24 protein-coding genes are annotated in these 24,544 nt (G+C 63.1%); 11 read left to right on the forward strand and 13 right to left on the reverse strand.

The annotated features are described in order from the left end of the window. Window positions 1–11 precede the first annotated feature (11 nt). Together NKH70_RS00095 and NKH70_RS00100 are read right to left on the reverse strand one after the other, a co-directional pair. The gene (locus NKH70_RS00095; protein WP_352717333.1) at window positions 12–542 is read right to left on the reverse strand and encodes a hypothetical protein; all 531 of its coding nucleotides are present in this window, start codon (window positions 540–542) and stop codon (window positions 12–14) included. After that, window positions 535–1,143 carry a CGNR zinc finger domain-containing protein gene (locus NKH70_RS00100; RefSeq protein WP_353015908.1) on the reverse strand — a complete coding sequence of 203 codons (609 nt, stop codon included), beginning with the start codon at window positions 1,141–1,143 and terminating at the stop codon, window positions 535–537. The genes NKH70_RS00095 and NKH70_RS00100 overlap by 8 nt, the downstream gene beginning before the upstream one ends. Window positions 1,144–1,284: 141 nt before the next feature. On the opposite strand from NKH70_RS00100, the gene NKH70_RS00105 reads away from it, so the two are divergent. The 4 genes from NKH70_RS00105 to NKH70_RS00120 all read left to right on the forward strand — a co-directional run bounded on the left by NKH70_RS00105 (window position 1,285) and on the right by NKH70_RS00120 (window position 5,798). Continuing rightward, on the forward strand, window positions 1,285–2,190 hold the full coding sequence (locus NKH70_RS00105) for a branched-chain amino acid ABC transporter permease (RefSeq protein ID WP_352717331.1): 906 nt from the start codon (window positions 1,285–1,287) through the stop codon (window positions 2,188–2,190). A gap of 203 nt (window positions 2,191–2,393) precedes the next feature. After that, window positions 2,394–2,978, forward strand: a complete 585-nt coding sequence (locus NKH70_RS00110) for a TRAP transporter small permease subunit (protein ID WP_352717329.1) — start codon at window positions 2,394–2,396, stop codon at window positions 2,976–2,978. Beyond that, the gene (locus tag NKH70_RS00115; RefSeq protein ID WP_352915253.1) at window positions 2,978–4,756 is read left to right on the forward strand and encodes a TRAP transporter large permease; all 1,779 of its coding nucleotides are present in this window, start codon (window positions 2,978–2,980) and stop codon (window positions 4,754–4,756) included. The genes NKH70_RS00110 and NKH70_RS00115 overlap by 1 nt, the downstream gene beginning before the upstream one ends. A gap of 16 nt (window positions 4,757–4,772) precedes the next feature. After that, window positions 4,773–5,798 carry a zinc-dependent alcohol dehydrogenase family protein gene (locus NKH70_RS00120; RefSeq protein ID WP_352915207.1) on the forward strand — a complete coding sequence of 342 codons (1,026 nt, stop codon included), beginning with the start codon at window positions 4,773–4,775 and terminating at the stop codon, window positions 5,796–5,798. A 396-nt stretch (window positions 5,799–6,194) separates the two neighbouring features. On the opposite strand, the gene NKH70_RS00125 is transcribed toward NKH70_RS00120, so the two are convergent. Continuing rightward, window positions 6,195–7,304 (reverse strand): TRAP transporter substrate-binding protein, encoded by a 1,110-nt coding sequence (locus NKH70_RS00125; protein ID WP_352492671.1) that lies wholly within the window; start codon window positions 7,302–7,304, stop codon window positions 6,195–6,197. A gap of 285 nt (window positions 7,305–7,589) precedes the next feature. On the opposite strand from NKH70_RS00125, the gene NKH70_RS00130 reads away from it, so the two are divergent. Next, complete coding sequence (locus NKH70_RS00130; RefSeq protein WP_352915205.1) at window positions 7,590–8,363, forward strand: gamma-glutamyl-gamma-aminobutyrate hydrolase family protein; 774 nt, start codon at window positions 7,590–7,592, stop codon at window positions 8,361–8,363. 14 nt (window positions 8,364–8,377) lie between these two features. Here NKH70_RS00130 and NKH70_RS00135 read toward each other — a convergent pair whose 3' ends face one another. From NKH70_RS00135 to NKH70_RS00155, 5 genes are all read right to left on the reverse strand, one after another. After that, complete coding sequence (locus tag NKH70_RS00135) at window positions 8,378–8,773, reverse strand: hypothetical protein (RefSeq protein ID WP_352915204.1); 396 nt, start codon at window positions 8,771–8,773, stop codon at window positions 8,378–8,380. Between the two features lie 153 nt (window positions 8,774–8,926). Next, window positions 8,927–9,907, reverse strand: a complete 981-nt coding sequence (locus NKH70_RS00140; RefSeq protein WP_352915203.1) for a 2-hydroxyacid dehydrogenase — start codon at window positions 9,905–9,907, stop codon at window positions 8,927–8,929. Next, window positions 9,904–10,926 carry a LacI family DNA-binding transcriptional regulator gene (locus tag NKH70_RS00145; RefSeq protein ID WP_292658373.1) on the reverse strand — a complete coding sequence of 341 codons (1,023 nt, stop codon included), beginning with the start codon at window positions 10,924–10,926 and terminating at the stop codon, window positions 9,904–9,906. Before NKH70_RS00145 ends, NKH70_RS00140 begins: the two co-directional genes overlap by 4 nt. A 68-nt stretch (window positions 10,927–10,994) precedes the next feature. Then, window positions 10,995–11,879, reverse strand: a complete 885-nt coding sequence (locus NKH70_RS00150) for a DMT family transporter (protein ID WP_352915201.1) — start codon at window positions 11,877–11,879, stop codon at window positions 10,995–10,997. Window positions 11,880–12,066: 187 nt separating this feature from the next. Continuing rightward, entirely contained in the window at window positions 12,067–12,474 is a 408-nt protein-coding gene (locus NKH70_RS00155; protein ID WP_352915198.1) for a DUF2000 family protein, read from the reverse strand. A gap of 51 nt (window positions 12,475–12,525) precedes the next feature. On the opposite strand from NKH70_RS00155, the gene NKH70_RS00160 reads away from it, so the two are divergent. After that, window positions 12,526–13,398 carry an AraC family transcriptional regulator gene (locus tag NKH70_RS00160; protein WP_352915195.1) on the forward strand — a complete coding sequence of 291 codons (873 nt, stop codon included), beginning with the start codon at window positions 12,526–12,528 and terminating at the stop codon, window positions 13,396–13,398. 2 nt (window positions 13,399–13,400) lie between these two features. Here NKH70_RS00160 and NKH70_RS00165 read toward each other — a convergent pair whose 3' ends face one another. Together NKH70_RS00165 and NKH70_RS00170 are read right to left on the reverse strand one after the other, a co-directional pair. Beyond that, the gene (locus NKH70_RS00165; protein WP_352915193.1) at window positions 13,401–13,883 is read right to left on the reverse strand and encodes a MarR family winged helix-turn-helix transcriptional regulator; all 483 of its coding nucleotides are present in this window, start codon (window positions 13,881–13,883) and stop codon (window positions 13,401–13,403) included. Between the two features lie 203 nt (window positions 13,884–14,086). Then, entirely contained in the window at window positions 14,087–14,809 is a 723-nt protein-coding gene (locus tag NKH70_RS00170) for an intradiol ring-cleavage dioxygenase (protein WP_352915190.1), read from the reverse strand. 201 nt (window positions 14,810–15,010) lie between these two features. Here NKH70_RS00170 and NKH70_RS00175 point away from each other — a divergent pair, with 201 nt between their 5' ends. The 5 genes from NKH70_RS00175 to NKH70_RS00195 all read left to right on the forward strand — a co-directional run bounded on the left by NKH70_RS00175 (window position 15,011) and on the right by NKH70_RS00195 (window position 21,388). Next, the gene (locus tag NKH70_RS00175) at window positions 15,011–16,066 is read left to right on the forward strand and encodes a CobW family GTP-binding protein (protein WP_352915187.1); all 1,056 of its coding nucleotides are present in this window, start codon (window positions 15,011–15,013) and stop codon (window positions 16,064–16,066) included. A 154-nt stretch (window positions 16,067–16,220) separates the two neighbouring features. Further along, window positions 16,221–17,195, forward strand: a complete 975-nt coding sequence (locus NKH70_RS00180; protein ID WP_352915184.1) for a WD40 repeat domain-containing protein — start codon at window positions 16,221–16,223, stop codon at window positions 17,193–17,195. A gap of 564 nt (window positions 17,196–17,759) precedes the next feature. Then, window positions 17,760–19,142 carry an aspartate aminotransferase family protein gene (locus tag NKH70_RS00185; protein ID WP_353024759.1) on the forward strand — a complete coding sequence of 461 codons (1,383 nt, stop codon included), beginning with the start codon at window positions 17,760–17,762 and terminating at the stop codon, window positions 19,140–19,142. Window positions 19,143–19,156: 14 nt separating this feature from the next. Further along, window positions 19,157–20,578, forward strand: a complete 1,422-nt coding sequence (locus NKH70_RS00190; protein ID WP_352915179.1) for a glutamine synthetase family protein — start codon at window positions 19,157–19,159, stop codon at window positions 20,576–20,578. 87 nt (window positions 20,579–20,665) lie between these two features. After that, window positions 20,666–21,388 carry a UdgX family uracil-DNA binding protein gene (locus tag NKH70_RS00195; RefSeq protein WP_352717377.1) on the forward strand — a complete coding sequence of 241 codons (723 nt, stop codon included), beginning with the start codon at window positions 20,666–20,668 and terminating at the stop codon, window positions 21,386–21,388. Between the two features lie 2 nt (window positions 21,389–21,390). On the opposite strand, the gene NKH70_RS00200 is transcribed toward NKH70_RS00195, so the two are convergent. From NKH70_RS00200 to guaD, 3 genes are all read right to left on the reverse strand, one after another. Next, the gene (locus tag NKH70_RS00200; RefSeq protein WP_352915177.1) at window positions 21,391–22,656 is read right to left on the reverse strand and encodes a glycerate kinase type-2 family protein; all 1,266 of its coding nucleotides are present in this window, start codon (window positions 22,654–22,656) and stop codon (window positions 21,391–21,393) included. Then, window positions 22,653–23,156 carry a heme-degrading domain-containing protein gene (locus tag NKH70_RS00205; protein ID WP_352717312.1) on the reverse strand — a complete coding sequence of 168 codons (504 nt, stop codon included), beginning with the start codon at window positions 23,154–23,156 and terminating at the stop codon, window positions 22,653–22,655. Before NKH70_RS00205 ends, NKH70_RS00200 begins: the two co-directional genes overlap by 4 nt. Window positions 23,157–23,230: 74 nt before the next feature. Beyond that, complete coding sequence (guaD, locus tag NKH70_RS00210) at window positions 23,231–24,544, reverse strand: guanine deaminase (RefSeq protein ID WP_352915173.1); 1,314 nt, start codon at window positions 24,542–24,544, stop codon at window positions 23,231–23,233.

Genomic DNA, 24,544 nt, shown 5'->3' on the forward strand with positions numbered 1-24,544 from the left:
CTGGTGTCGCATCATGCAGCCTTTGGGCAACTGGGCTTCGGTTCGCCGGGCAGCTTGCCGTCGACATGGCCGGCCAAGTCCTTGTTGAGCTCGTAGACTGGCCCGACCACCAGAGGCCGGTCGGGCAAGACCGACTGGTCGAGCGAGGACGTCAGAGTGGTCTCGAAACTCTGCAGCAACTTGCCGCTGGAATCCTCGATGCGGATCGACACCGCATAGGGCTTGTCCTTGACGACACAAGTGAGTGGCGGACTGGTGAGCGTCACATGCGGCAGCTTCGGCCATATTTTCTGGGTGACGATGATCGGATCACCACCGGCCGGGTTCTGGAAGGAGACCACAGCGACCTGCCCCTCACCCACCGGCCGCAGCGGATTGAGGGTGATGACATAGGTGGCGATACCCAGCCGGTAATTGAACTCGAACAGCTTCCCGGAAATGGCGAACAGCTGGTCCTTGCCGGAATCACGGCAGGCGCCGAGCGCGGCCGCCGCGAACAACGCCGCGACGACAATCATCGCGCGCGAGAATCTTTTAGACATTGGTGACCTCCCTGGCCGCGGTCCGGCGGCGATAGTATCGGTTTGCCTTCTGTCGGTTGCCGCACACCGCCATGTCGCACCAGAGGCGGCTGGAATTGCGGCTTTTATCGACAAACAGCCAGCTGCAGTTGGGACATATCCGCAGCCTGGCGATTGTGTCGCCGCGCAGCAGCGACAGCGCCGAGACCGCGAGCGCCGCCTCGAAGGCAATCGGCGTCGCCGGATCACCGAACGGTTTTCCAGGCGTGCCGATTTCGGTGCGGCTATGGGCGAGGCCATCGGCGCAGGCTTCCAGGAATTTTGGCATATCGCCGGTCGCGATCGCATCTTTCGACACTGCGCCGCGAAACAGCCGATCGGTCGTCTCGCGAATCGACAGCACCACCGGTGCGATTTTTTCAGGCGCCGGCGCAACGAGCCGCCTGCCGCCGAGCTCGGCGGCGCGAAAGCCGCTCGCCGCTTCTGCAAAGCGGGCGATCTCGGCCGGATCGTCGAAACGGTCGAAGGTTTTCTCCGGATCGTTCCGCAAAACGACGGTGTTCGCCGTGTCGAGCGCAAGCATGCCACCGGTGAAGCGGTGCGGAGTCCAGGATACTGTCATACGGCGAAATCTAACCGATAAATCGCGTTTGACAAGTTAGATTCCGGGTGCAACGCTCCTCACTGAGGCGATCGCCGTATTGAGAATGTCGTTCGTCCCAAACCTCTGCCCCGATTGCGGGGCATGCATCGAGGGTCTTGCATGCTCTATTTCTTCCAGCAGGTTCTGAACGGGCTGCATTCGGGCGCGCTCTATGCATTGCTTGCCTTCGGCTACGTGCTGACCAACGGCATCCTGCACCGCACCAATCTTGCCTATGGCGCGCTGTTCGCCTTTTGCGGGCATACGATGATCCTCACCGCGGCGTTCGGCTATCAGGCCCTGTGGCTGACGCTGTTTGCATCGGTCGCGCTCGGCGTAGCGGCGGCATTCCTTTATGCGGCGCTGCTCAGCCATGTCCTGTCGCGAAGCATCTTCGAACCGCTGGCCGACCGCTCGCCTAACGCCATCGTGGTGACGACGCTCGGCATATTGCTGGTCTTGTCGGAAGCCAGCCGCATCGCCGCCGATACCCATGACCTATGGTTGCCGCCAATGCTGGCCCAGACCATCGTCTTCGCGCAGAATGCCAGCTTCAAGGCGACGTTGACGCTGATCCAATTGCTCGATTGCGCCGCCGTGCTGGCGGCTATTGCGCTGGCTGCGTGGGGGTTCACACATTCCAGCTTCGGCCGAAGCTGGCGTGCCGTATCCGACGATCCAAAGGCCGCTGCGATGTGCGGTGTCGATGTCCGCGTGGTGTTTCGGCGTGCGGTGCTTTTCGGCGGCCTTTGCGCGGCACTGGCTGGCGTGCTCGCCGCCTTCTACTACGGAAACATCAGCTTCGGCACAGGGTTGGTCTACGGGTTGAAGATCCTGTTCGTGACCGCAGTGGGCGGCTATCTCTCGCCGCTGCGGGCGGCACTGGGCGCAGCCGCCTTCGGCATGGCCGAATCGCTATGGGCCGGCTATTTTCCGCTCGAATGGCGGGACGGCTGGATGTACCTGTTCCTCGTCGCCATGCTTGTGCTGATCGGCGCCGGCCGCGACCAACAGAAGATCGCCTGAGCCGCATCCGACTTTGGTTGGATGAAGAGCCGCATGTCCTTGGACATGCAAAGGACGCGGCAGCATTTTGCCGAACGTCACCTCACAACTGTGTTTATGCGGGCTGTCCCATGTTGACCCGCCGAACCACGCACTGCATACCGTTGGTCCACAGCGACGCGACGGACAGGGAACCGGCGTGCTCTGACACAAGGGAGGAATGCATGGCAGGGCTTCTCGCTCTTTCCAGAACCATTGACCGTTTGAACGAATTCATCGGCAAATGGGTTTCGTGGCTGATCCTGCTGGCAATCCTGGTAAGCGCCGCCAACGCTGTCATCCGCAAGATGTTCGACATGTCCTCGAACGCCTGGCTGGAATTGCAATGGTATCTGTTCGGCGCCGCCTTCATGCTGGCCGCGGCCTACACGCTGAAGCAGAACGACCATATCCGCATCGATATCGTCTACGGCATGTTCTCGCGCCGCGTGCAGCACTGGATTGACCTTTTCGGTCACGTCTTCTTCCTGATGCCGTTCGTGACGTTGATGGTGGTCTATTTCGTTCCTTATGTGTCGCTATCGTATCGCAGCGGCGAGATGTCGAACAATTCCGGCGGGCTGATCATCTGGCCGGCTAAGGCGATCCTGCTGGTCGGCTTTTTCCTGCTCGCGCTGCAGGGCATTTCCGAAATCATCAAGAAAATCGCCATTATGCGCGGTCATATGGACGATCCCACTCCGTTCATATCGGTGCATGAACAGGCTGAACTCGAAGCAAAGGCGCTCGTCGAAGAGGTGCGCTCGTGATCGAGTTCATCGCCCAGAACATGGCGCCGATCATGTTCGCCTCGCTGATCGTCTTCCTGCTGATCGGCTATCCCGTCGCCTTCTCGCTTGCCGCCAACGGCCTGATGTTCTTCTTCATCGGCGTACTGCTGTCGCCCTATTCGGGCGGCTCGATCAACCTTGCTTGGCCGTTGCTGCACGCGTTGCCGGATAATTTCTATGGCAGCCGGGTGATGTCGAACGATACGCTGCTGGCGATCCCGTTCTTCACCTTCATGGGCATCGTGCTCGAACGATCCGGCATGGCTGAAGACCTGCTCGACACGATCGGCCAGTTGTTCGGACCGGTCCGTGGTGGCCTGGCCTATGCCGTGATTTTCGTCGGCGCGCTGCTCGCCGCGACGACCGGCGTGGTGGCAGCTTCCGTCATCGCCATGGGTCTGATTTCGCTGCCGATCATGCTGCGCTACGGCTACGACCGCCGGCTGGCATCCGGCGTCATTGCCGCGTCCGGGACGCTCGCCCAGATCATCCCGCCGTCACTGGTGCTGATCGTCCTGGCCGACCAGCTCGGCCGCTCGGTCGGCGATATGTACAAGGGAGCGCTGATCCCCGGGCTCATTTTGACCGGCATCTACATGCTCTACATCCTGCTCATGTCGATCTTCCGGCCGAAGTCGATGCCGGCCCTGCCGCTGGAGGCCCGCACGCTCGGCCACGGTGTGCTGTCGCTGCTGGCGGCGCTGCTGGCGGCGGTGGTGGTTTCCTATGCGGCGTATCGCTACCTTGCGCCGAACCATGGCGGCAACGCCGATATCCTCGGCGCCAGTATTGGCGTCATCTTCATCTATGTCGTGGCGATCATCGACCAGCGCCTGAAGATCAACCTGATGTCCAGGCTTGCGCAGCAGGTGATCATCGTGCTGATCCCGCCGCTGGCGCTGATCTTCCTGGTGCTGGGCACCATCTTCCTTGGCATCGCCACGCCGACGGAAGGCGGCGCCATGGGCGCCGTCGGCGCGCTGGCAATGGCGGCGATGAAGGGGCGGCTGTCGCTCGACGTGGTCAAGCAGGCGCTGGCCTCGACGACCAGGCTGTCGTCCTTCGTTCTGTTCATCCTGATCGGCGCGCGGGTGTTCTCGCTGACCTTCTACGGCGTCAATGGCCACATCTGGGTCGAGCACCTATTGACGTCGCTGCCGGGCGGCGAAGTCGGTTTCCTGATTGGCGTCAACATCCTCGTCTTCGTGCTCGCCTTCTTCCTCGACTTTTTCGAGCTTGCCTTCATCATCGTGCCGCTTTTGGCGCCAGCGGCTGACAAGCTCGGCATCGACCTGATCTGGTTCGGCGTGCTTTTAGGCGTCAACATGCAGACCTCCTTCATGCATCCACCCTTCGGCTTCGCGCTGTTTTATCTGCGCTCGGTCGCCGCGCGCGTGCCCTATCTCGACCGGCTCAGCGGCAAGCAGATCGCGCCGGTCACCACAGGGCAGATCTATTGGGGCGCGGTGCCGTTCGTCTGCATCCAGGTGATCATGATCGGCCTGACCATCGCCTTCCCGCAGATGGTGATGCACTATAAAGGCACCGTCGTCGATCCGGGCACCATCAACTACCAGGTGCCGGAAACGCCTGGCATCGGCTTGTCGCCGCTTGGCACGCCGCCGGCCAACGGCGGCACTGCCCCGGCCTCACCTTCCACACCGGATTTGTCGCAGCCGCCGAGCTTCGACGAAAAACCGCCCGCGAAACCGGCGGCCCCGGCAATCGATCTGTCGCAGCCACCGAGTTTCAATTGAAGAAGGCCCGGCAGCCATGAAGGCGGTGCGACTGGAGCGAGTGGGGGGCCTCGCCGTGTGCGAGGTCGAGAAACCGACCGCCGGGCCGGGCGAGCTGCTGGTGCGGATTGAGGCGTGCGGCGTCTGCGGCACCGACAGGCATCTTTTCCATGGTGAATTCCCGTGCACGCCGCCGGTGACGCTCGGGCATGAATTCTCCGGCATCGTCGAGGCGATCGGACCTGCCGTATCCGGCTTTTCCGTCGGCGACCGCGTCACCGGCGATCCTAACATCGCCTGCGGCCGGTGCGCGCATTGCCAGGCCGGCCGGGTCAATCTCTGCGGCAATTTGCGCGCCATCGGCATCCATCGCGATGGTGGCTTTGCCGAATATCTTGTCCTGCCGCAGAAACAGGCCTTCGTTTTGCCAGGCAATCTGGCGCCGACGCATGGCGCGTTCTGCGAGCCGCTCGGCTGCTGCCTGCATGGCGTGGACCTTGCCGCGATCAAACCGGGCTCGTCGGTCGCGGTGCTCGGCGGCGGCGTGATCGGCCTGCTCACCGTTCAGCTGGCAAAGCTCGCCGGTGCGACGACCATCATCTTGTCGACGCGTCAGGCCTCGCGGCGGGCTCTTGCCGAGCAACTGGGCGCAACGGCGACGGTCGATCCCGGTGCTTCCGACGTCATCGACGCGATCGTCGGCCGGTCGGGTTTGATGCCGGGCGGCGTCGACGTGGTGTTCGAATGCGCCGGCGTGAAAGACACCGTCGAGCAGTCGATGCGGCTGGCCAAAGCGGGCGGCACAATTGTCGTCGTCGGCGTGATGCCGCAAGGCATGAAAGCGGCGTTCGAACCGTTCGACCTGCTGTTCCGCGAGTTGAAGGTCCTGGGCTCCTTCCTCAATCCCTTTACCCATCGCCGGGCCGCCGATCTTATCGCCTCGGGGGCGATCGAGGTAGACCGGCTGATATCGCGACAAGTCAGCCTCGACGAGGCGGTGGCGATCATTGCCAACCCGCCGGCGCCAGGCGAGGTCAAAGTCCTGGTTGTGCCTCAGGGCTGATCCATCGGGCCAGTTGCCACCGGCAGGCTTCGCGGTTCTGCGTGGCATCGATGGCTTCATCCTCAATCTGATAAAGCCCGGCTGATGAAGCCGGGGAAAGGCGACCCCTCCAACTCTGCCTATGCCGACGCCGGCCTGCAAACCGGGTGAGGTCCAGCAACTGATGCGTGGCCGCATCAAGTCGACTGGGTTCTATTGCCTTACGCCGGGTGGGAATACTGGGGGAAGTCAGTGCGTCCGAGGCTGACAGGGAAGGAACGCGAGGCGTGCTCAGGGTCCTTTTGACAAGAACCACGTCTTCCTGGGGCGGAATGCATTCAAATAAAACCGGGCATCCGCTTTGTTTTAGCCCATTTCTGCGACGCTGAGTGGAGCCACTCGGCGTCGCAGAATGTTCTAGAGCTTGCTGTTGCGCTGCTGGACCATCATGAAGGTGTCGTAGTTGTACTCGGCCACCTGCGCCCAGAGATAATGCTCCTTGCGGAACGCCTTGATCGAGTCCCAGATCTTCTTGAACGGCGCGTTCGAGGCTTCCATCTCGGCATAGACTTCGTTGGCCTTTTCGAAACAGGCGGCCATGATCTCCTGGCTGAACGGGCTCAACTTGGCCCCGCCGGCAACCAGCCGCTTAACCGCCGCCGGATTGAGATAGTCGTATTTCTGCAGCATGTTGGCGTCGGCCGCTTGAGCGGCAGTATGCACCAGCGACTTGTAAGCCGGCGAAAGTTCGTCGTATTTCGCCTTGTTGAACATCAGGTGGACAGTCGGTCCACCTTCCCACCAGCCGGGATAGTAGTAATAGGGCGCAACCTTGTAGAAGCCGAGCTTCTCGTCGTCGTAGGGGCCGACCCATTCGGCGGCATCGATCGTGCCTTTTTCCAGCGCCGGATAAATGTCGCCACCGGCGATCTGCTGCGGAACCACGCCGAGCCTTTGCACCACTTTGCCGGCAAAACCACCGATACGCATCTTGAGGCCGGAAAGGTCGGCGACCGTTTTGATCTCCTTGCGGAACCAGCCACCCATCTGCACGCCGGTATTGCCGCCCGGCAGCCCGAACAGACCCTGCGTCGCCAGGAACTCGTTGAACAGATCGATGCCGCCGCCATGATAGTGCCAGGCGTTGATGCCGCGCGCATTGAGCGAAAACGGAACCGCCGCTCCCAGCGCCCAGGTCGGGTCCTTGCCCCAGTAATAGTATGCCACCGTATGGCAGGCCTCGACGGTGCCGGCAGTGGTGGCATCGGCGGCCTGCAGGCCGGGAACGAGTTCGCCGGCGGCGAAGACCTGGACCTGGAAGTTGCCGTCGGTCGCCTCCGACAGCATCTTGGAAAACACTTCGGCGCCACCATAGATCGTATCGAGCGACTTCGGGAAGGACGACGCCAGCCGCCAGGTCACTTTCGGATTGGACTGGGCGATGGCCGGCGCGGCAAGTGTCGCGGCAGCGGCCGCGGCGCCAACGCCGGCGGTGCCGGCCTTGCGGATGAACGAACGACGATCCATGAAGTTCCTCCCTTTTGGATCCACTGACCGACATTCGGGACGCTTCGGCGCCCGGATCGGCTTCGAGCCCGACAATACACAGGCAAGGAGTCGAGTCCAGCGCGGCAGCCCGGTTTGAGTGGCGCATTTCGGGGAAATTCACGGCGTTGGGGCAGATCTTGCAACTATAGTCTAAGGTCGATTAACTGGCCTACGCGACACGCCGAAACTTGCCATGGAAATGCGCCTTCGGATCGCCTATTTTGCAGGCAGATAATTCGCTGCACCCGATGGGATCCGGACCAAATGCACCAGCCGCTCGTCGCCATATCGACAGACGTCCGCCAGTTCGACAATTACACCTGGCATGCCGCGCCGCAGCAATATCTTGAAGCGGCGCTTTCGGGGGCAGGCGTATTCCCGCTGCTGGTGCCGTCCTTCGGCGACCGGCTCGACTTCGACGAACTGCTTTCCTCCGTCGACGGCGTCATGGTCACCGGTTCCAAGTCGAACGTTCATCCCTCGCTCTATGGCGGTGACGCCAGCGAAGCCAATGGTCCCTACGACCCCGCCCGCGACGCCACCACGCTGCCGCTGATCCGCCGGGCGGTGGAGCGCGGGGTGCCATTGCTCGCCATCTGCCGCGGCATCCAGGAGATGAATGTGGCACTGGGCGGCACGCTGGCCACCGAAATCCAGGAACGCGCCGGTTCGCTCGATCATCGTGCGCCGGCGAGCGACAATCAGGACGAGCGCTTCGCCATCCGTCAGAGCGTGTCGATAAAACCCGGCAGCTGCCTGGCCGGGGTCTTCGGCGCCGGCGACATCATGGTCAATTCGGTGCATCGCCAGGCGGTCGACCGGCTTGGCCCGAAGCTGCAGGTCGAAGCGGTCGCCGCCGACGGCACAGTCGAGGCGGTTTCGGTGCGCGATGCACGGGCTTTCGCCGTCGGCGTCCAGTGGCATCCCGAATACTGGGTCAAATCGGACAGCATCTCGGTAAAGATATTTCGCGCATTCGGCGATGCGGTGCGCCTGCATCAGGCGGCGAAATCGGGCGCGCGCGCCGCGGCGGAATAGTCCTGCCGCGCTCGTCAGTCGCCGGCCGACGCCAGCGTCAGCAGCGGCAGCGCCGGCGCGTAGGATTCGTAACCATCGCCGTCGGCGACTGAGAACATGACGATCGGATCGGTGCCGTTAGCGCTGAAGGTGACCGTACCGTCATCCTGCTCTCGCCAGAACTTCGCCTGCTCGACACCGGGCAACACCCGGCGGCAATTCGGGGCAACCGTCAACAGCGACAGCCCTTGCGAAATCTCGGCGCCGCGGCTGACCGCACAAGACGCCTCGTCGCCATGGGCTACCAGCCTGTAGTTGCCAGACGAAGGTGTTGACTCACTGGCTGCGCGGCTTTGACCGCTACCGGCGTAAAACAGCTGGACGCTGCCTAACAGCGCAGCAGTCGCCATCAATGCGGGAACCGTTTTCATCCTGTTTCTCCGCGCATTTCAAGCGCGCCGCGTTCGAAGAGATCAGGAGGCGCGCTTCATCTTGCTGTCATGTGCTGTCAGGCGGACATACACTAGGAAGGACCAGAATGATTCCGAAGGGTTAAGCTGAAGTTAATAGATATGGCAACCCGCTTACGGCCTTGCCTTGACATTTGCCGTCTCCGGCACCGGCGTCAGCGCCTTGCGCTGCGAAAACCACGAGACCAGATTGTCGACGCACAGGTCCGCCATGGCGCGGCGGGTGTGCTGCGAGGCTGAGCCGACATGTGGCAAAAGCGAGGTGTTGGGCGCGGCAAGCAACGCCGCTGGCACATTTGGCTCGTCGGCAAAGACGTCTAGCCCGGCAGCGGCGATGCTGCCGCTGGCAAGTGCGGCGGCAAGGGCTGGTTCGTCGACCGTGCTGCCCCGGCCGATATTGACGAAGACGCCGTTCGGCCCAAGGGCCGAGAGGATTTCGGCATTGACCGCCTTTTCCGTCGAGGCCCCGCCGGGCGCCACCGAGATCAGCGTGTCGACCGCCTCGGCGAGACCTTTCAGCGTCGGGTGATAGTCATAGGACAGGCCTTCGACGCGGCGCCGGTTGTGATAGGCAATGGACAGCCCGAAAGCGTCGAGCCGGCGGGCAATGGCGAGGCCGATGCGGCCCATGCCGAAGATGCCGACATGGCGACCGCGCAAGGTCAGCCGGCTCAGCGGATAGTTGCCGTTGCGCAGCCAACTTCCGTCGCGCAGCCAGGCCTCGGCGCGCGGCAGTTCGCGGATGGTATTGATCAACAGGCCGAGCGCCGTATCGGCGACCTCTTCGGTCAGCACATCCGGTGTGTTGGTGACCATGATGCCGCGCCGTGCGGCGTGGCGGACATCGACCGAATCATAGCCGACGCCGAAATTGGCGATGATCTCGAGCTTTGGCAGCGCGTCCATCAACGCGGCGCTTATGCCGCCAAAGGCGGCTATGCCGCGCACCGTAAGGCGCATCTCGTCGGTGACCAGCGAGGGATCGGCGCGTTCGATCCGAACGCGGCTGAACGCCCCGTCGATGCGGCCGACCGCATGATCGTTGAACTGGCCCGGCACCAGAATGGCGACAGCTTGCTGTTCGGTTTTTGTCATGCACGTTCCACCGGTTTGCCGGTCGACTGGCGCACATGCAGTTCCGGCTTGATCAGTTCCTGCGACGGCCGCACCGTCTGTCCGTTGAGTTTGTCGAGCAGCGCGCTGGCGGCGCGGCGGCCAACCTCGCGCTGGCCGTTCCAGACGGTGGTCAGCGCCGGCGTCGCGATCGCCGCCTCCTCGAGGTCGTCATAGCCGGTAACAGAGATGTCGATGCCCGGCACCAGCCCGGCGCGCGCAATGCCGTTCATCAGGCCGATGGCGACGAGGTCGTTCCAGCAGCAGGCCGCGGTCGGCCTGTCCTTCAGCGCCAGGAACTGCCCGGCGGCCTCGAAGCCGGCCTGCTTGGTGCGCGGGCCGGCGATGCGCCAGGACGGCCTGACCTCAAGCCCTGCCGACTCCATAGCGTTGACATATCCCTGATAGCGATCGCGGCCGGTCGAGGTCTGGTCGGTGCCGCCGATCATGGCAATGCGCTTGTGGCCAAGCGAGATCAGATGATTGGTGGCAAGCCCGGTGCCATAGGCATCGTCGCCGCGAAACACCGGCACGTCGGCACCTTCGACGGTGCGTGCAATCAGCACTGCCGGGAGACCGTTCTCCTCGGCCATGATTATGTCTTCGGGCGGCGTGCCGATGGCCGGCGACATGATGACGCCGTCAGCGCCCAGCTGCAGAAGCGTGTCGATGAAGGTACGTTGTTTCTCGAGTTGGTCGTAGTGGTTCGACAGGATGAACGTTTGCCGGCTGCGGTCGAGCTCGCTCTCGATCGAACGCAATATTTCGGCAAAGAACGGGTTCATGATGTCGTGGACGACGACGCCGACTATGCCCGAGCGCGAGGTGCGCAGGCTGGCGGCGCGGCGGTTGTAGATATAGCCGATGGCGCGGGCATGTTCCTTGATGCGGTCGCGGGTGCCGCCGGCGACCAGCGGGCTGTCGCGCAAGGCCAGCGAGACCGTGGCCGTGGACACGCCGAGCGCATCCGCGATGGTCGAAAGCTTGATCTTCTGTGCCAGCGCCCTGCGCTCCTGAAGCAATTTAAACTGTTTAAAGGCCGGCTCTTATGCCATCGATCCCGAGCAAATCAAAGTTTTTTTGCCAGCGCTTCCGCCTCCGCGTCCAGCGTCGCGCGGTTGCGCAAGCGAAGCCGGTGCTCGCGGTGGACGATGTAGAGGCCGCTGGCGACGATGACTGTGGCACCGGCCAGCGTCCAGCGATCGGGAAACTGGTTGAAGACGATCAGGCCGGAGACGATCATCCAGATCATCTGCGAATATGGATAGGGGGCCAGGGCCGTGGTGGTGGCAAGGCGATAGGCCTGCACAAGAAGCCAATGGCCAAGGGCGCCGAAAACGCCGAGCATCAGCAATATGAACCAGTGCCAGCCATCCTGCGGCAGCGAAAGCGAAAACGGCAGTGTCGGCAGCAGCAGCACGGCCGGCGCCAACGCCGAAAACAGGATCAGGCTTTCCGAGGTTTCCGTCGCGGACATGCGGCGCGTCATGATGACGTAAAAACTGTTCGACAGCATCGAGCCGAGCGCAAAGAGATGGCCGACGCCAAAAACCCCGATGCCCGGCCGGGTAATGATGAGGACGCCGACAAAGCCGCTCATGATCGCCAGCCAACGCCGCCAGCCGGCCCATTCCCCTAGCAACGGACCGGCAAGCGCGGTGATCACCATCGGGCCGAAGAAGTAGATCGAGGTGGTTTCCGCCAGTTGCAGCGTCCGCAGCGCCAGAATGTTGCATATCGTCGATCCGAACAGGAGGAGACCGCGCGTGATGTGCGCCGGCAGGTTGGCGGGACGAAAGCGCAGCGGCTCACGCCATCCGCGCAGAAAGACGCCGACGATCAGGACATGGACCGCGAAGCGGGTCCAAGCGACGATCAGCGCCGAGACGCCGGCCAGGACAAGGTATTTGCTGCTGGTGTCGAGGAAGGTGAAAAACACGTAGACGGAAAGCATGCACAGGATCGCCGCCGGCGACGTCGCGCTTTCGTCATGTCTTGGGGGAGCATTCAATTTCAGGCCGGACGGGAAGCAAGGCAGTCCCTCACCAATGCGGCAATTGTCGCCTGCCGGCAAGCCAAAACAGGCTGGCACAACGAACGCCGCCGACCAGGCTCAGTTTTTGTCCCTGGTGGCCGACGACTCAGGCGTGCATGCGGGCGCCCTTGGTGATCTTGTCGACGAGCTTCTTTTCGGCGCGAAGCGCGATGCCGACCACCTTGGCATCCTCCGGCGCAAATTCGGCAAAGACGGCACGGTTGGCCAGATCATACCCAGTCGAAAACATTTCCTCGACATAGAGCGAGACCGTCACACTACGCTCCAGCGCCCGCCGGTGGATCGCGCCGAGCGTCTGGCCGTCCGCCGAAAGCACGATGACCGGCTGGATCGACAGCGGGTTGTAGATATTGCCGGCGCGATCACGGTAGGGGTCGCCGATAATGTCGGGAAACTGCGCGACGATGCCGCTGGTCAGAAAGGCGGTGACGTTGAGCTTTTGCCAGACGGGAAGATCATCCTTGAGCACGATTGCAAATTTCGTATCGAACATGCGACAGTTTCCAATCCGAAAGGGGGCCAATCCGAGGCTGCGAGTGAATCGATGCCGCACGGTCTAGACGGGGAAGCCTTTCAAGGTCTTGGACGTTTGTGCGTGGAAGCAGCCGAGAACTGCATCGTACCGGCACCCCGTGCTGCCGGCATGGAACGCATCGAGGCCCGGTTCCACGGCAACGCCTTCGATCTCCATCGCCACGACACCTATGCGATCGGGGTGACGCTTTATGGCGTGCAGCGCTTCCGCTATCGCGGCCAAACGCATCAGAGCTTGGCTGGCCAGATCATTATCCTTCATCCCGACGAACTGCACGATGGCGGTGCCGGCACCGAAGACGGCCTGCGTTACAGAATGCTCTATTTGGAGCCGTCCCTGATGCTCGATTGCCTCGGCGGCGGGTCACTGCCTTTCGTCGGGGATGCCGTAGTGACAGACCGCGATCTCCGCGCGACGCTGCTTTCGGCGCTCGGGCCGCTGGATCAGGAACTGGACGAGCTGTTTGTCGTCGATTTCATGACGCAGCTTATGCAAAGCCTGGCCGGGCACGCCGGTCAGCCGGCGAAACCGGTAGCGAAAACCGCGTGGCGCGCCGCCAGCCTGGCGCGCGACTATCTGGAGGAAAATGTCGCGCGGATTGTACGTTCGGATGAATTGGAGGCGATAACCGGATTGGACCGTTATGCCCTGTCGCGGCACTTCCGCGCCACCTTCTCCACCAGCCCGCACCGGTTCCTGTTGATGCGCCGGCTTCAGCGAGCCCGCCGTATGATCGAAGCCAACGAACCGCTGGCAGAGATCGCCATCGCGGCCGGCTTCAGCGACCAAAGCCATTTCAATCGGCATTTCAAGAAGGCGTTCGGCGTCACGCCGGGACGCTGGTCGGCACTGACGCGACGGCCGTCAGCGGCGAACGCGTGACCTTATTCTAGGATTTTGTCCTCGATATCCAGTTCGTCATCCGGGAGCACCATTTCGCCGTTCGACAGGTTCGCCTCGACACGCGCAAGCAGCTTGAACAGCGCTTTCTGATCCTTCTTGTCGAGACCCTTCAATGCCTGCTTTTCGGTCTTCTTCACCGATTTCTCGATGGCGTGGATGATTTCGCGGCCGGTGTCGGTGAGGAAAATATGCGCCTGGCGGGCATCGGCGGACGAGGCGCGCTTCTCCAGAAAACCCTGCGCCTGCAGCCGGTTGATGGTCTTGGTGATGGTCGGCGGACGCACGCCGAGGCGGCCGGCAAGATTGCCGGGCGTCTGCCCGTCATCGCGGTCGAGCGCCAGCATGATCTGGTCCTGGCCGGCATAGAAGCCATGCGCCAGAAGCCGGGCGGCGAGCGCCGTGCGCGCCAGCCGCGCCGCCGAATGCAGCCGGCTCATTGTTGCAGTCTTGTCCGCCTTGGCCATGCTCATCCCTCCTCGGCCGAACCGGTGCGGGCAGCATAGAAGCAGGCCGCCGATTGGCAATGACGATCGAAAACATTCCGGCTCGGAAAATAGCTTTGCCGGCAAGCATCGCGGTGTTCGCCGTGGCTAATGCCAGATGTTTATTTCAGTTAGATGACAAACGACTTTCCGCAATGGCTGGATGGGGACGTGACGAGGCGTTCTCAACCGGCCTTCACCGCGACCACCATCAAGGCCTGAAAGGCGTCCGCCATTTCCCGCAGCGCTGCCTGAGACAGCGGCCCGGCCTGCCGCGCAATGCCGTCCCGCGCGTTCGATGTGTCGCGTTTGCCGGGACGGTCGTTATAGGGCGCGACGGTGGCGAATATCTGATCGCTGAGGCTGTCGGGGAAGAACATCTGGCCGGTCATCACCGAGCGGTCGTCGGGGAAGATCTTGAAATGGATGTGGGTGGTGCGGCCGCGATACCAGCCGGGATAGATGGTGGCGAAAGAAGCAATGCCGCTTTCATCGGTTCTCTGCCAGCCCCGGAGAAAGCTCTGGCCAGACGTGTCGATATCCTGCCCGTCGCCCTGTCCGGGATAGCCGGAATAGGCGCCCTGGGCGTCGCAATGCCAGATATCGACGCGTGCGCCGGGAAGCGGCCGGCAGGAGGCGTCGACGATTTGCAGCCGCACATTGAGGGCGATGCCTTTCTTGCCCTCGGTGATATTGGCGCGTTCGAGCTTCGGGTCGAAATAGAACGGCCCTTCGGCGACCTCGGGCGTGATGGCGCAGACGCCGGCACCGGCTTCGAACAAGGCAAGCCCGGCATATGGCGAAACCTGCCCGGCCCTTGCACCGGCGGGCAGGAATATGCCGCCAGCGGTAACCGCAACGAGACCGAGCGCCTGCCGACGGGTTAGTGGCAAGGACTTGTCCGACATCTGGCGCCTCTTCAACGCGAACAGCCCCCGGTGAATGACCCTTTGCCTATCTAAGCCCCACCGCCAACCCGCGCCAATGAAAGTTCGGCAATGTGAGGAAAGTTCGGCAATACCAGCCTCTCTTTGGCCCACCGGTTTGCCTCGTGCAAAAGCCGAGCACACATCCTATATGGAGCCGACAATCCCTATTCGAGGCACAATATGAGCGACGCACAGACGCAGATCCCCGTAACCGTCCTCACCGGCTATCTCGGCGCCGGCAAGACGACACTGCTCAACCGCATCCTTTCGGAAAACCATGGCAAGCGCTACGCCGTCATCGTCAATGAATTCGGCGAGATCGGCATCGACAACGAGCTGATCGTGGAATCCGACGAGGAAATCTACGAGATGAACAATGGCTGCGTCTGCTGCACCGTGCGCGGCGACCTGATCCGCGTCGTCGAAGGCCTGATGCGCAGACCCGGCCGCTTCGACGCCATCGTCGTCGAGACCACAGGCCTCGCCGATCCCGTTCCGGTAGCACAAACCTTCTTCATGGACGACGACGTGCGTTCCAAGACCAGGCTCGATGCGGTGGTGGCACTGGTCGACGCCAAGCACCTGCCGCTGCGCCTCAAGGATTCCCGCGAGGCCGAGGACCAGATCGCCTTTGCCGATGTCGTCGTGCTCAACAAGACCGACCTGGTCACTCCCGAAGAGCTGAGCAAGGTGGAGGCGACGATCCGCGCCATCAACCCGGCGGCACGAATCCATCGCACCACACGCGCCGGCGTGGCGCTGTCCGAGGTGCTCGATCGCGGTGCGTTCGACCTGTCCCGGGCGCTGGAGAATGATCCGCACTTCCTCGAGGCGCATGACGATCACGACCATCATGATCATGACCACAATCACCATGATCACGACGGCCACGATCATGACGGGCATCATCATCATGCGCACCCTTCCGACATCCATGACGTGACCGTGCAGTCGGTGTCGCTGCGCGGCGGCGAGATGGACCCGAAAAAGTTCTTCCCGTGGATCGAGAAGGTCACCCAGATGGAAGGCCCCAACATCCTGCGGCTGAAAGGGATCATTGCGCTGAAAGGCGATGACGAGCGCTATGTCATCCAGGGCGTGCACATGATCATCGAAGGCGACCACCAGCGCGCCTGGAAGGACGGCGAGAAGCACGAGAGCCGGCTGGTGTTCATCGGTCGCGAACTCGACGCCGAGCGGCTGAAGACAAGCTTCGAGGCCTGCCAGGCCGCTTGATTTAGCTGCCCTTTCTTCCTTCTCCCCTTGTGGGAGAAGGGGTAGTCCGCAACGCTGGCGGTCTCTCCTCACGACGATCCGAAGCACGGGTTGAGACCCGCAGCTCAACCCCTTAAGGGTGAGGCAGCAGAAATCTCAAACGGAATGATCTCTCATGCCGACAGTCGCCCCGCTCGATCTCGAAGGCCACTGCCTCGCCGCCGTGTTCCTCGGCGACGTGCCGCATTTTGCGCTGGCTGACGGCACAATCCATCGGCTCGACCATGGCCACAAGACGGTGCAGGCCAATGACGGGCTGCTCGCCGCCTTCCATGATGCGGCGAACGACCGGCTGATCACCGGTGGTGAGGACGGCAAGATCTTTGCCGTGACCGCAGACGGCAATACAGCGGAATTGGCGACCGCAGGCAAGAAATGGATAACCAGCGTCGCCGCCGGGCCGCAAGGCGCTATTGCCTATGCTTCGGGCAAGATTGCCTATGTGCGCTTTGCCGACGGCAAGACCAGGGAATTCTCGCATCCGCGCTCGGTCGAGGGGCTTGCCTTCTCGCCCAAGGGCATGCGCTTCGGCGTTGCCCGCTACAATGGCGCGACGCTGCATTTCCCGGCCGCCGACGGCAAGCCGGCCGAACTCGAATGGGCCGGCGCCCACACCGGCATCACCTTCTCGCCGGACGGCGGCTTCGTCGTCACCACCATGCAGGAAAACGCGCTGCATGGCTGGAAGCTCGCCGACGGCAAGCACATGCGGATGTCCGGCTACCCAGGTAAGGTCAAAAGCCTGTCGTGGAGCGCCAAGGGCAAATGGCTGGCGAGTTCCGGCGCGCCGGCAGCGATCGTCTGGCCGTTTTCTGGCAAGGACGGGCCGATGGGCAAGGCGCCGCTGGAACTCGGCACGCGCGGCAATGCGATGGTCACCTGCGTCGCCTGTCACCCGAGCCAGGACGTCGTTGCTATCGGCTATGATGACGGCATGGTGATGGCGGTGCGCTTCGCCGACGCCAGGGAAGTGCTGTTGCGCCGGCCAGGCAAGGGCGCCGTCACCTCCATGATGTGGGACAAGGAAGAGCGCCGCGTCGCGTTCGGCAGCGCTGCCGGCGATTGCGGCGTCATCGATATTTCGGCGTAGCCTGCTTCGGTATCGGCCGTAACATCATAGATTGAGAGCAAATAGCGGCCGTCATAGACGCCTTCGTCGCTGGCTTTGGTCAGGATCGTCAGTTCGACATAGCCGTAGGCGTTTTCGACCTGCCGTTCGTGGTAGACGAGCAGCCGCAATTCCTTGTTGTCGAGCCAATATTGCGTGAGATTCTGATCCTCGAACACCGTCTTGCGCAGACTGTCGCCAGCCGGCCTGCCCAGAATTTCGAGCTCGCCGCTAAAATTGAAGGTCGGCCCGCCCATGCCTCTGGTGACCCCGGCACCGACCTGAAATTTGACGGCTGCATCCTCGGCGGAACACCAGATGCCGCCGGACGCCAGAGCCGCACCAACCGACGACAGCAGCGTTGCTGCGCAGACGATCGCCCGCACCATCCTGTCCCCTCCAGCCGAAGTGCCATTGGCGCCCGAAGGCGGCTCGCGGTCAAGCGCCTGTTTTCATTCAAATGACCGCTGACCCAACACAGGGCAGCCGCCCGGCCAATTGCGGTGGCGGATGCCGATTGTCTAAAGTGCGACTGAGAGGGCCGCCATGAACGTAATCAACCATTCAAAGACTTCCATCGGCGGCATCGGCCCGGCCCGGATCGCCGAGTTGCGCGCGACCGAGGCAGAAGTCTTCCGCCGGGCGCGGCCAAAATCGATGGCGAAAATCGGCCATGGCCTGCCCGGCTTCTTCGGCGGCGTGCCGATGCATTGGATGAACGACTGGCCGACGCCGTTCCCGATCCTCGTCGATAGTGCCAGGGGCGCCATCATCAGAGATATCGACGGCAACCGGCTCGACGATTTCTGCCTTGGCGACACCGGTTCGATGTTCGGTCATTCGCCGCCGTCGGTCGCACGCGCCATCCGCTGGCAGGCCGGACGCGGCCTGACCTACATGCTGCCTGCCGAGGACGCACTCGCCATCGGGCCGCTGCTGCAGCAGCGTTTCGGTTTGCCGTTGTGGCAGATCGCGACGACGGCGACCGATGCCAACCGCTTCGCGCTGCGCGTTGCCCGCGCCGTTACCGGCCGGGAGAAGATACTGGTCTTCAACGGCTGCTATCATGGCTCGGTCGACGAGACGATGGTGCGGCTGGTCGCCGGGAAAGCGGTGAATCGACCGGGACTGGCCGGCGAGTTCCGCGACCTGACGCGCGCGACTGATGTCGTCGAGTTCAACGATCTGCCGGCGCTCGACGCGGCACTCCGGGGCCACGATGTCGCCTGCGTCATCGCCGAGCCGGTGCTGACCAATTCCTGCATGGTGCTGCCCGACGCCGGCTTTCATGATAGCTTGCGGCGTCTCACCCGTGCGACCGGCACGCTGCTTCTAATCGACGAGACGCACACGATCTCGACCGGTCCCGGTGGCTATACAAGCAAATACGGGCTGGAACCGGACCTGTTCGTGCTGGGCAAGCCGATTGCCGGCGGCGTACCGGCGAGCGTCTGGGGGATGAGCGAAGACGTTGCGGCCCGCTATGCCGCTTATATCAGCCGGAAAGAGCCCGGCTACTCCGGCATGGGGACAACGCTGTCGGCCAATCCGCTGCAATTCGCAGCGATGCGCGCCACGCTGGAATACGTCATGACCGACGAGAACTACAGCCATATGGACCATCTGGCGCGGCGGCTCGACGCCGGGCTGACTGCCGTCATCGATCGCTATCGTCTGCCCTGGCATGTTGCTCGCGTCGGCGCCCGCGTCGAGTTCATCTGCGCGCCGGGCCCGTTGAGGAATGGCGGCGAGGCGGAAGCTGCGCATGCACCGGAGCTCGAGGCGGCGGTCCACGTTGCGCTGGTCAATCGCGGCGTGCTGATCGCACCCTTCCACAACATGATGCTGATCTCTCCTGCGACCAGCGCCGCCCAGGTGGACCGGCTGATCACTGCCTTCGGCGCGGTTGCGGCAAAGCTTACGGCGTGAGACAAGCTTGCGGCATGAAACAAGCGCCCAAGCAAAGTTTGAACCTGGTCACGGCATCCCCTTCGGGCTCGACGCCCGCCGAGGCGCAGGCCTTTCTCGACGCTCATCCCGAGATCGAAGCGTTCGACATCGTGCTGACCGACGCCAATGGCGTCGGGCGCGGCAAGATCGTGCGCCGGCACGAGTTGATGAGCATCTTCGAGGGTGGCCGGCACATGCCGATCTCGATCCTCGGCCTCGACATCACCGGCGAGGATGTTCACGAGACCGGGCTGATCTGGACGACCGGCGACGGCGACCTGCGGGCGTGGCCGATCCCCGGCACACTGGTGCCGCTGTTCGGCACACAGCCGCCGCGCGGCCAGGTGCTGATGGCGATGTACCATCTCGATGGCCAGCCGATGTCGTCCGACCCGCGGCTGGCACTCGCCCGCCAGGTAGACATCCTCGCGGCCAAGGGCCTGCATCCGGCTGGCGCCTTCGAGCTCGAATTCTTCCTGCTCGCCAACGAGCGCGATGCCGAAGGTAAGGTGCAGCCGGCGCACGCGGTGCTCGACGGACGCCGCTCGGCCAAGACGGAGGTCTATTCCGTCGACCATCTGCACGGCATGGAGCCGCTGTTTTCCGACATCTACGCCGCAGCCAAGGTGCAAGGCATCCCGGCCGAGACGGTCATCTCGGAATATGCGCCCGGCCAGTACGAGCTGACGCTCAACTACCGCAAGGACGTGATGCGGGCGGCCGACGATCTCGTCATGCTCAAGCGTCTGGTGCGGGCGCAGGCACGTCGGCATGGTGTCACCGCTTGCTTCATGGCCAAGCCGATCGAGAAGTATGCCGGCTCTGGCATGCATTTTCATGTCTCGCTGCTGGACGATGCCGGCAAGAACGTCTTTGCCGAAACCGGCGGCGAAAGCTGGTCGCTGCCGCTGCTGCGCGGGCTCGGCGGACTGATCCAGACGATGGCGGAATCGATGCTGGTCTTTGCGCCGCACGCCAACTCATGGCGGCGCTTCGTCTCGCAATCCTATGCGCCGGTGGCGCCGACCTGGGGCGTCAACAACCGTTCGGTGGCACTGCGTGTGCCGGCCGGCGATGCCAAGAACCGCCGCATCGAGCACCGGCCATCGGGCGTCGACGCGAATCCTTACCTGGTGGCAGCAACGGTGCTGGCAGGCATCGTCAAAGGCCTTGACGAGGGCCTCGATCCCGGTCCCGAAACCACCGGCAATGGCTACGAATCGGCCGTCACGCGCACGACGATGCCGGTCGACTGGCGTGCCGCGATCGAGGCAGCAAGGGCGTCGACCTTCCTCAAGGGCGCATTGGGCGAAGACCTGCACCGGACGTTCGTGGCGATCAAGCAGTCGGAATATCTGCGCGTGGCGCGCACGGTCAGCGAACTGGATTATCACCTCTATCTGCACGAGGTGTAGGGCCCTGTTCGGCAGAGTCTTCGCTCGGCGAAGTTCCGACCGGACCAGTTTTGAAGGAACCTTCCGGCGGCTTCGCTCATTCCGGTTCTGATCACAGAAGCGGACAAGGCCGCCTTAGCCATGATCGCCAGGATGCAGACGACCCCCACGTCGCACCATGCCAAGGTGGAGTCGAGAGGCTTGCCGACCGGCAAATCCCCGGAAACGACAGAAATCGACGCCAGGACGATTCCTGAACTGCGCGAAACGGCCAAGATCTGCCGCCGCTGTCCGCTATGGCACGACGCCACGCAGACTGTGTTCGGTGAGGGCCCTGATAAAGCTAAGGTGATCTTCGTCGGCGAACAGCCGGGCGACCAGGAGGACCTGGCGGGCAAGCCCTTCGTCGGTCCGGCGGGCAAGGTGTTCGACGCGATCCTGGACGATGCCGGCGTCGATCGGCTGAAAGTCTACGTCACCAACGCGGTCAAGCATTTCAAGTTCGAGCCGCGCGGCAAGCGGCGCATCCACTCCAAGCCGAACGCCGGCGAGGTGCAGGCTTGCCGCTGGTGGCTCGACAAGGAAATCGATCTGATCAAGCCCAATCTGGCGGTAGCGCTCGGCGCAACGGCGGCGCAGGCGCTGCTCGGCAAGGTGGTGCCGATCATGAAGATGCGCGGGGCGGTCGTGGAGCGCGACGATGGCTTGCGTGTCTTCGTCACCATCCACCCGTCCTTCATCCTGCGCATTCGCGAGCCGGCGGACAAGCAGGCCGAACGCGAGCGGTTCCTGCAGGATATGAGAGCGGTGAAAAGGCTGATGGCGGCCTGAACCTATCTGATCAGGATCGCCCTCAAATCATTGACGTTCGTCCCAGTCGGTCCGGGCGCGAAAAGATCGCCGACGGCGTTAAACGCGGTCCACGCATTGTTGCCGGCAAGCATGGCCTTGGCATCGACGCCCGCCTCGCGCATCCGCGACACCGTCGAGCCGTCGGCGAAGGCGCCGGCATTGTCTTCCGAACCGTCTATGCCGTCGGTGTCGGCGGCCAGTGCGTGCACGCCGGCCATGCCGCTGATGCCAATGGCGAAGGCGAGCAGGAATTCCGAGTTACGGCCGCCTTTGCCTTTCGCGCGCAAGGTCACCGTCGTCTCGCCGCCCGACAGGATCAGCACCGGCTTTGCGAATGGCCGGTTGCGCGTCGCCACTTCGCGCGCGATCGCAGCGTGGACGCCGCCGACCTCACGCGCCTCGCCCTCGATGGAATCGGAGAGAATGACCGCCTGAATGCCTTGGCGCGTCGCTTCGGTCGCTGCGGCTTCCAGCGAGACGCCGGCGGAAGCGATCAGATGCACCTCGTTGCGGATAAAACGCGGGTCGTCCGGACGCGGCGCATCGGCCGCCGGCGAATTGATATGCGCCATGACTGAGGCCGGCAGGTTCATGCCATAGGCAGCGATCGACGCCAATGCGTCCTCACGGCTGCCTATATCCGGCACGGTCGGACCAGAAGCGACCAGAGCCGGATCGTCGCCCGGAATATCAGAAACAACCAGCGAGACCACCTTGGCAGGATATGCGGCGGCCGCCAGCCTGCCGCCCTTGATCGAGGAAAGATGTTTGCGGATGGTGTTCATCGCGGCGATCGGCGCGCCGGAGGCGAGCAGCGCCTCGTTGACGGCGATCTCATCGGCCAGCGTCAGACCTTCGGCTGGTGACGGCAGCAGCGCCGAGCCGCCGCCCGAAATGAGCGCCACGACGAGGTCGTCCGCAGTCAGTCCCTGGACTTTTTCGAGCAGCCGCCGGGAAGCCTCGAGCCCCGCGGCATCCGGCACCGGATGCGCCGCCTCGATGATCTCGATGCGCCGGCAGGCCGCGCCATAGCCGTAGCGGGTGACGACCAGCCCCTCGATCGGCCGGTCCCACACTTTCTCGAAAGCCGCCGCCATCTGCGCCGAGCCTTTTCCTGCACCGATGACGATCGTGCGGCCCTTCGGCCTTGCCGGCAAATGATCCTTGATTGTCCTCTGGGGATCGGCGGCGGCAACGGCGGCGTTGAAGATCGAAATGAGAAAGGGCTTGGGGTCTACCTCTGTCATTTTGCTTCCGCCGGCAATGCCAGCTCGCGCGCATTGATGCCGAGATACTCACAAAGCGTATCGACGACCACACCATGGTCCTCACGCTCCGGCAGGCCCGAGACGGCGATCACGCCGATGACGCCGGCGCCCTTGACAGTGATGGGAAAGCCGCCACCGGCCAGCACGTAGTCGGCAACGTCCAGCCCCTCGCCGGGCTTGAAGCTGCGGTCGGGGCGCTGCTGCTCCAGCACCATGCGGTAGGTGCTTTTCAGGAACCGCCGCACGACGTTGATCTTGCGCCGCGCCCAGTCCGGATTGGAAGCGTTCGAGCCGGGCATTGCCGCATAGAACAGCGGCCGGTCGAAGGTTCTGATATCGACGATGATCGGCAGGTTTTCCTTGAGAGCCCGATCTCGGATCGCCGAGCCGATCTCGAAAGCGACGGCTTCATCGAAGGCCGAAAAGACAAGCGTGGCTTCCTGTTTCTCGATCAGAGCGATGTCGTCCGCAACGGCCATGTCGTTCCCCTGTCAACTTCGCCGCACGCTTTGCCGGATGGCTGCCGCCCGGTCAAGCCGGCCGCATACGACGGCTAAACCGCCATATCCGTCTTGGCCGCGCGGCCGGCGACATAGACCTCATGCACGGCGCGGTCGTCGCCGAGCGTCTGCAGCAGAAACAACTCCTCGGCGAGCGTGTCCGCCGTCTCCACCCGCAGTCGCATCGCCGGCGTGGCGCGGGCGTCAAGCACAACGATATCGGCGTCGCTGCCTTCCTCCAGGGTGCCGATCTTTTCCGCAAGCGACAGCGCCTCGGCATTGCCGCGGGTCAGTTGCCAGAAGGACTGGAACGGATTGAGCTTCTCACCGTTCAGCGCGATCACCTTGTAGCCCTCGTCCATGGTGCGCAGCATCGAATAGTTGGTGCCACCGCCGACATCGGTGGCGGCGGCGATGCGAAGCGGCTTCTCGCGGCGGCGATAGCGCTGATAATCGAAGAGGCCCGAGCCGAGAAACAGGTTGGAGGTCGGGCAGAACACCGCCACCGAGCCGCTATCGGAAAGCGCATCCGCCTCGCGTTCCGACAGATGGATGCAATGGCCGAACAGGCTTCTGCGCCCGAGCAGCCCGTAATGCTCATAGACATCGGTATAGTCGCGCGCCTGCGGATGAAGCTGCTGCGTGAAGGCGATCTCGGCGTGGTTTTCCGACAGATGCGTCTGCATGTGCAGATCAGGATATTCGCGGCAGAGCGCGCCCGCCATCTCCAATTGCTCGGGCGACGAAGTGATGGCGAAGCGCGGGGTGATGGCATAGTGCTGGCGCCCCCTGCCGTGCCACTCCTCGATCAACGCCTTGCTGTCGTCATAACCCGATTGCGGCGTGTCGAGCACGCCTTCCGGGGCGTTGCGGTCCATCATCACCTTGCCGGCGATGTTGAGCATGTTGCGGTCGTGCGACTCGGCAAAGAACGCTTCGGCCGATTCCTTGTGCACCGAGCAATAGGCCGCGACCGTCGTCGTGCCGTGGCGCAACACTTCGTCCAGGAACAGCCTGGCGATACGGCGGCCATGCTGAGCGTTCTGGAATTTGGTCTCTTCCGGAAAAGTGTAGGTGTTCAGCCAGTCGAGCAGCTCGGCGCCGAAGGAAGCGATGACCTGCATCTGCGGAAAATGCGCGTGCGCATCGATGAACCCGGGCAGCAGCAGATGCGGCCTGTGGTCGATCTTTCTTGTTCCCTCGCCCGCCTTTTTCTCGACCTCGGCATAGGCGCCCGCGGCAACGATCCTGCCGTCGCGGAGCAGCAGGCCGCCATCTTGCTCGTAACGCCAGGCGGAATGGTCGTCGACAGTTTCGGGCCAGCGCAAAAACGACAGCGTGCGGCCGCGCAGCAGCGTGCTGGTCAT

It is taken from the genome of Mesorhizobium sp. M0991 (assembly GCF_040318915.1).
Classification (GTDB): domain Bacteria; phylum Pseudomonadota; class Alphaproteobacteria; order Rhizobiales; family Rhizobiaceae; genus Mesorhizobium.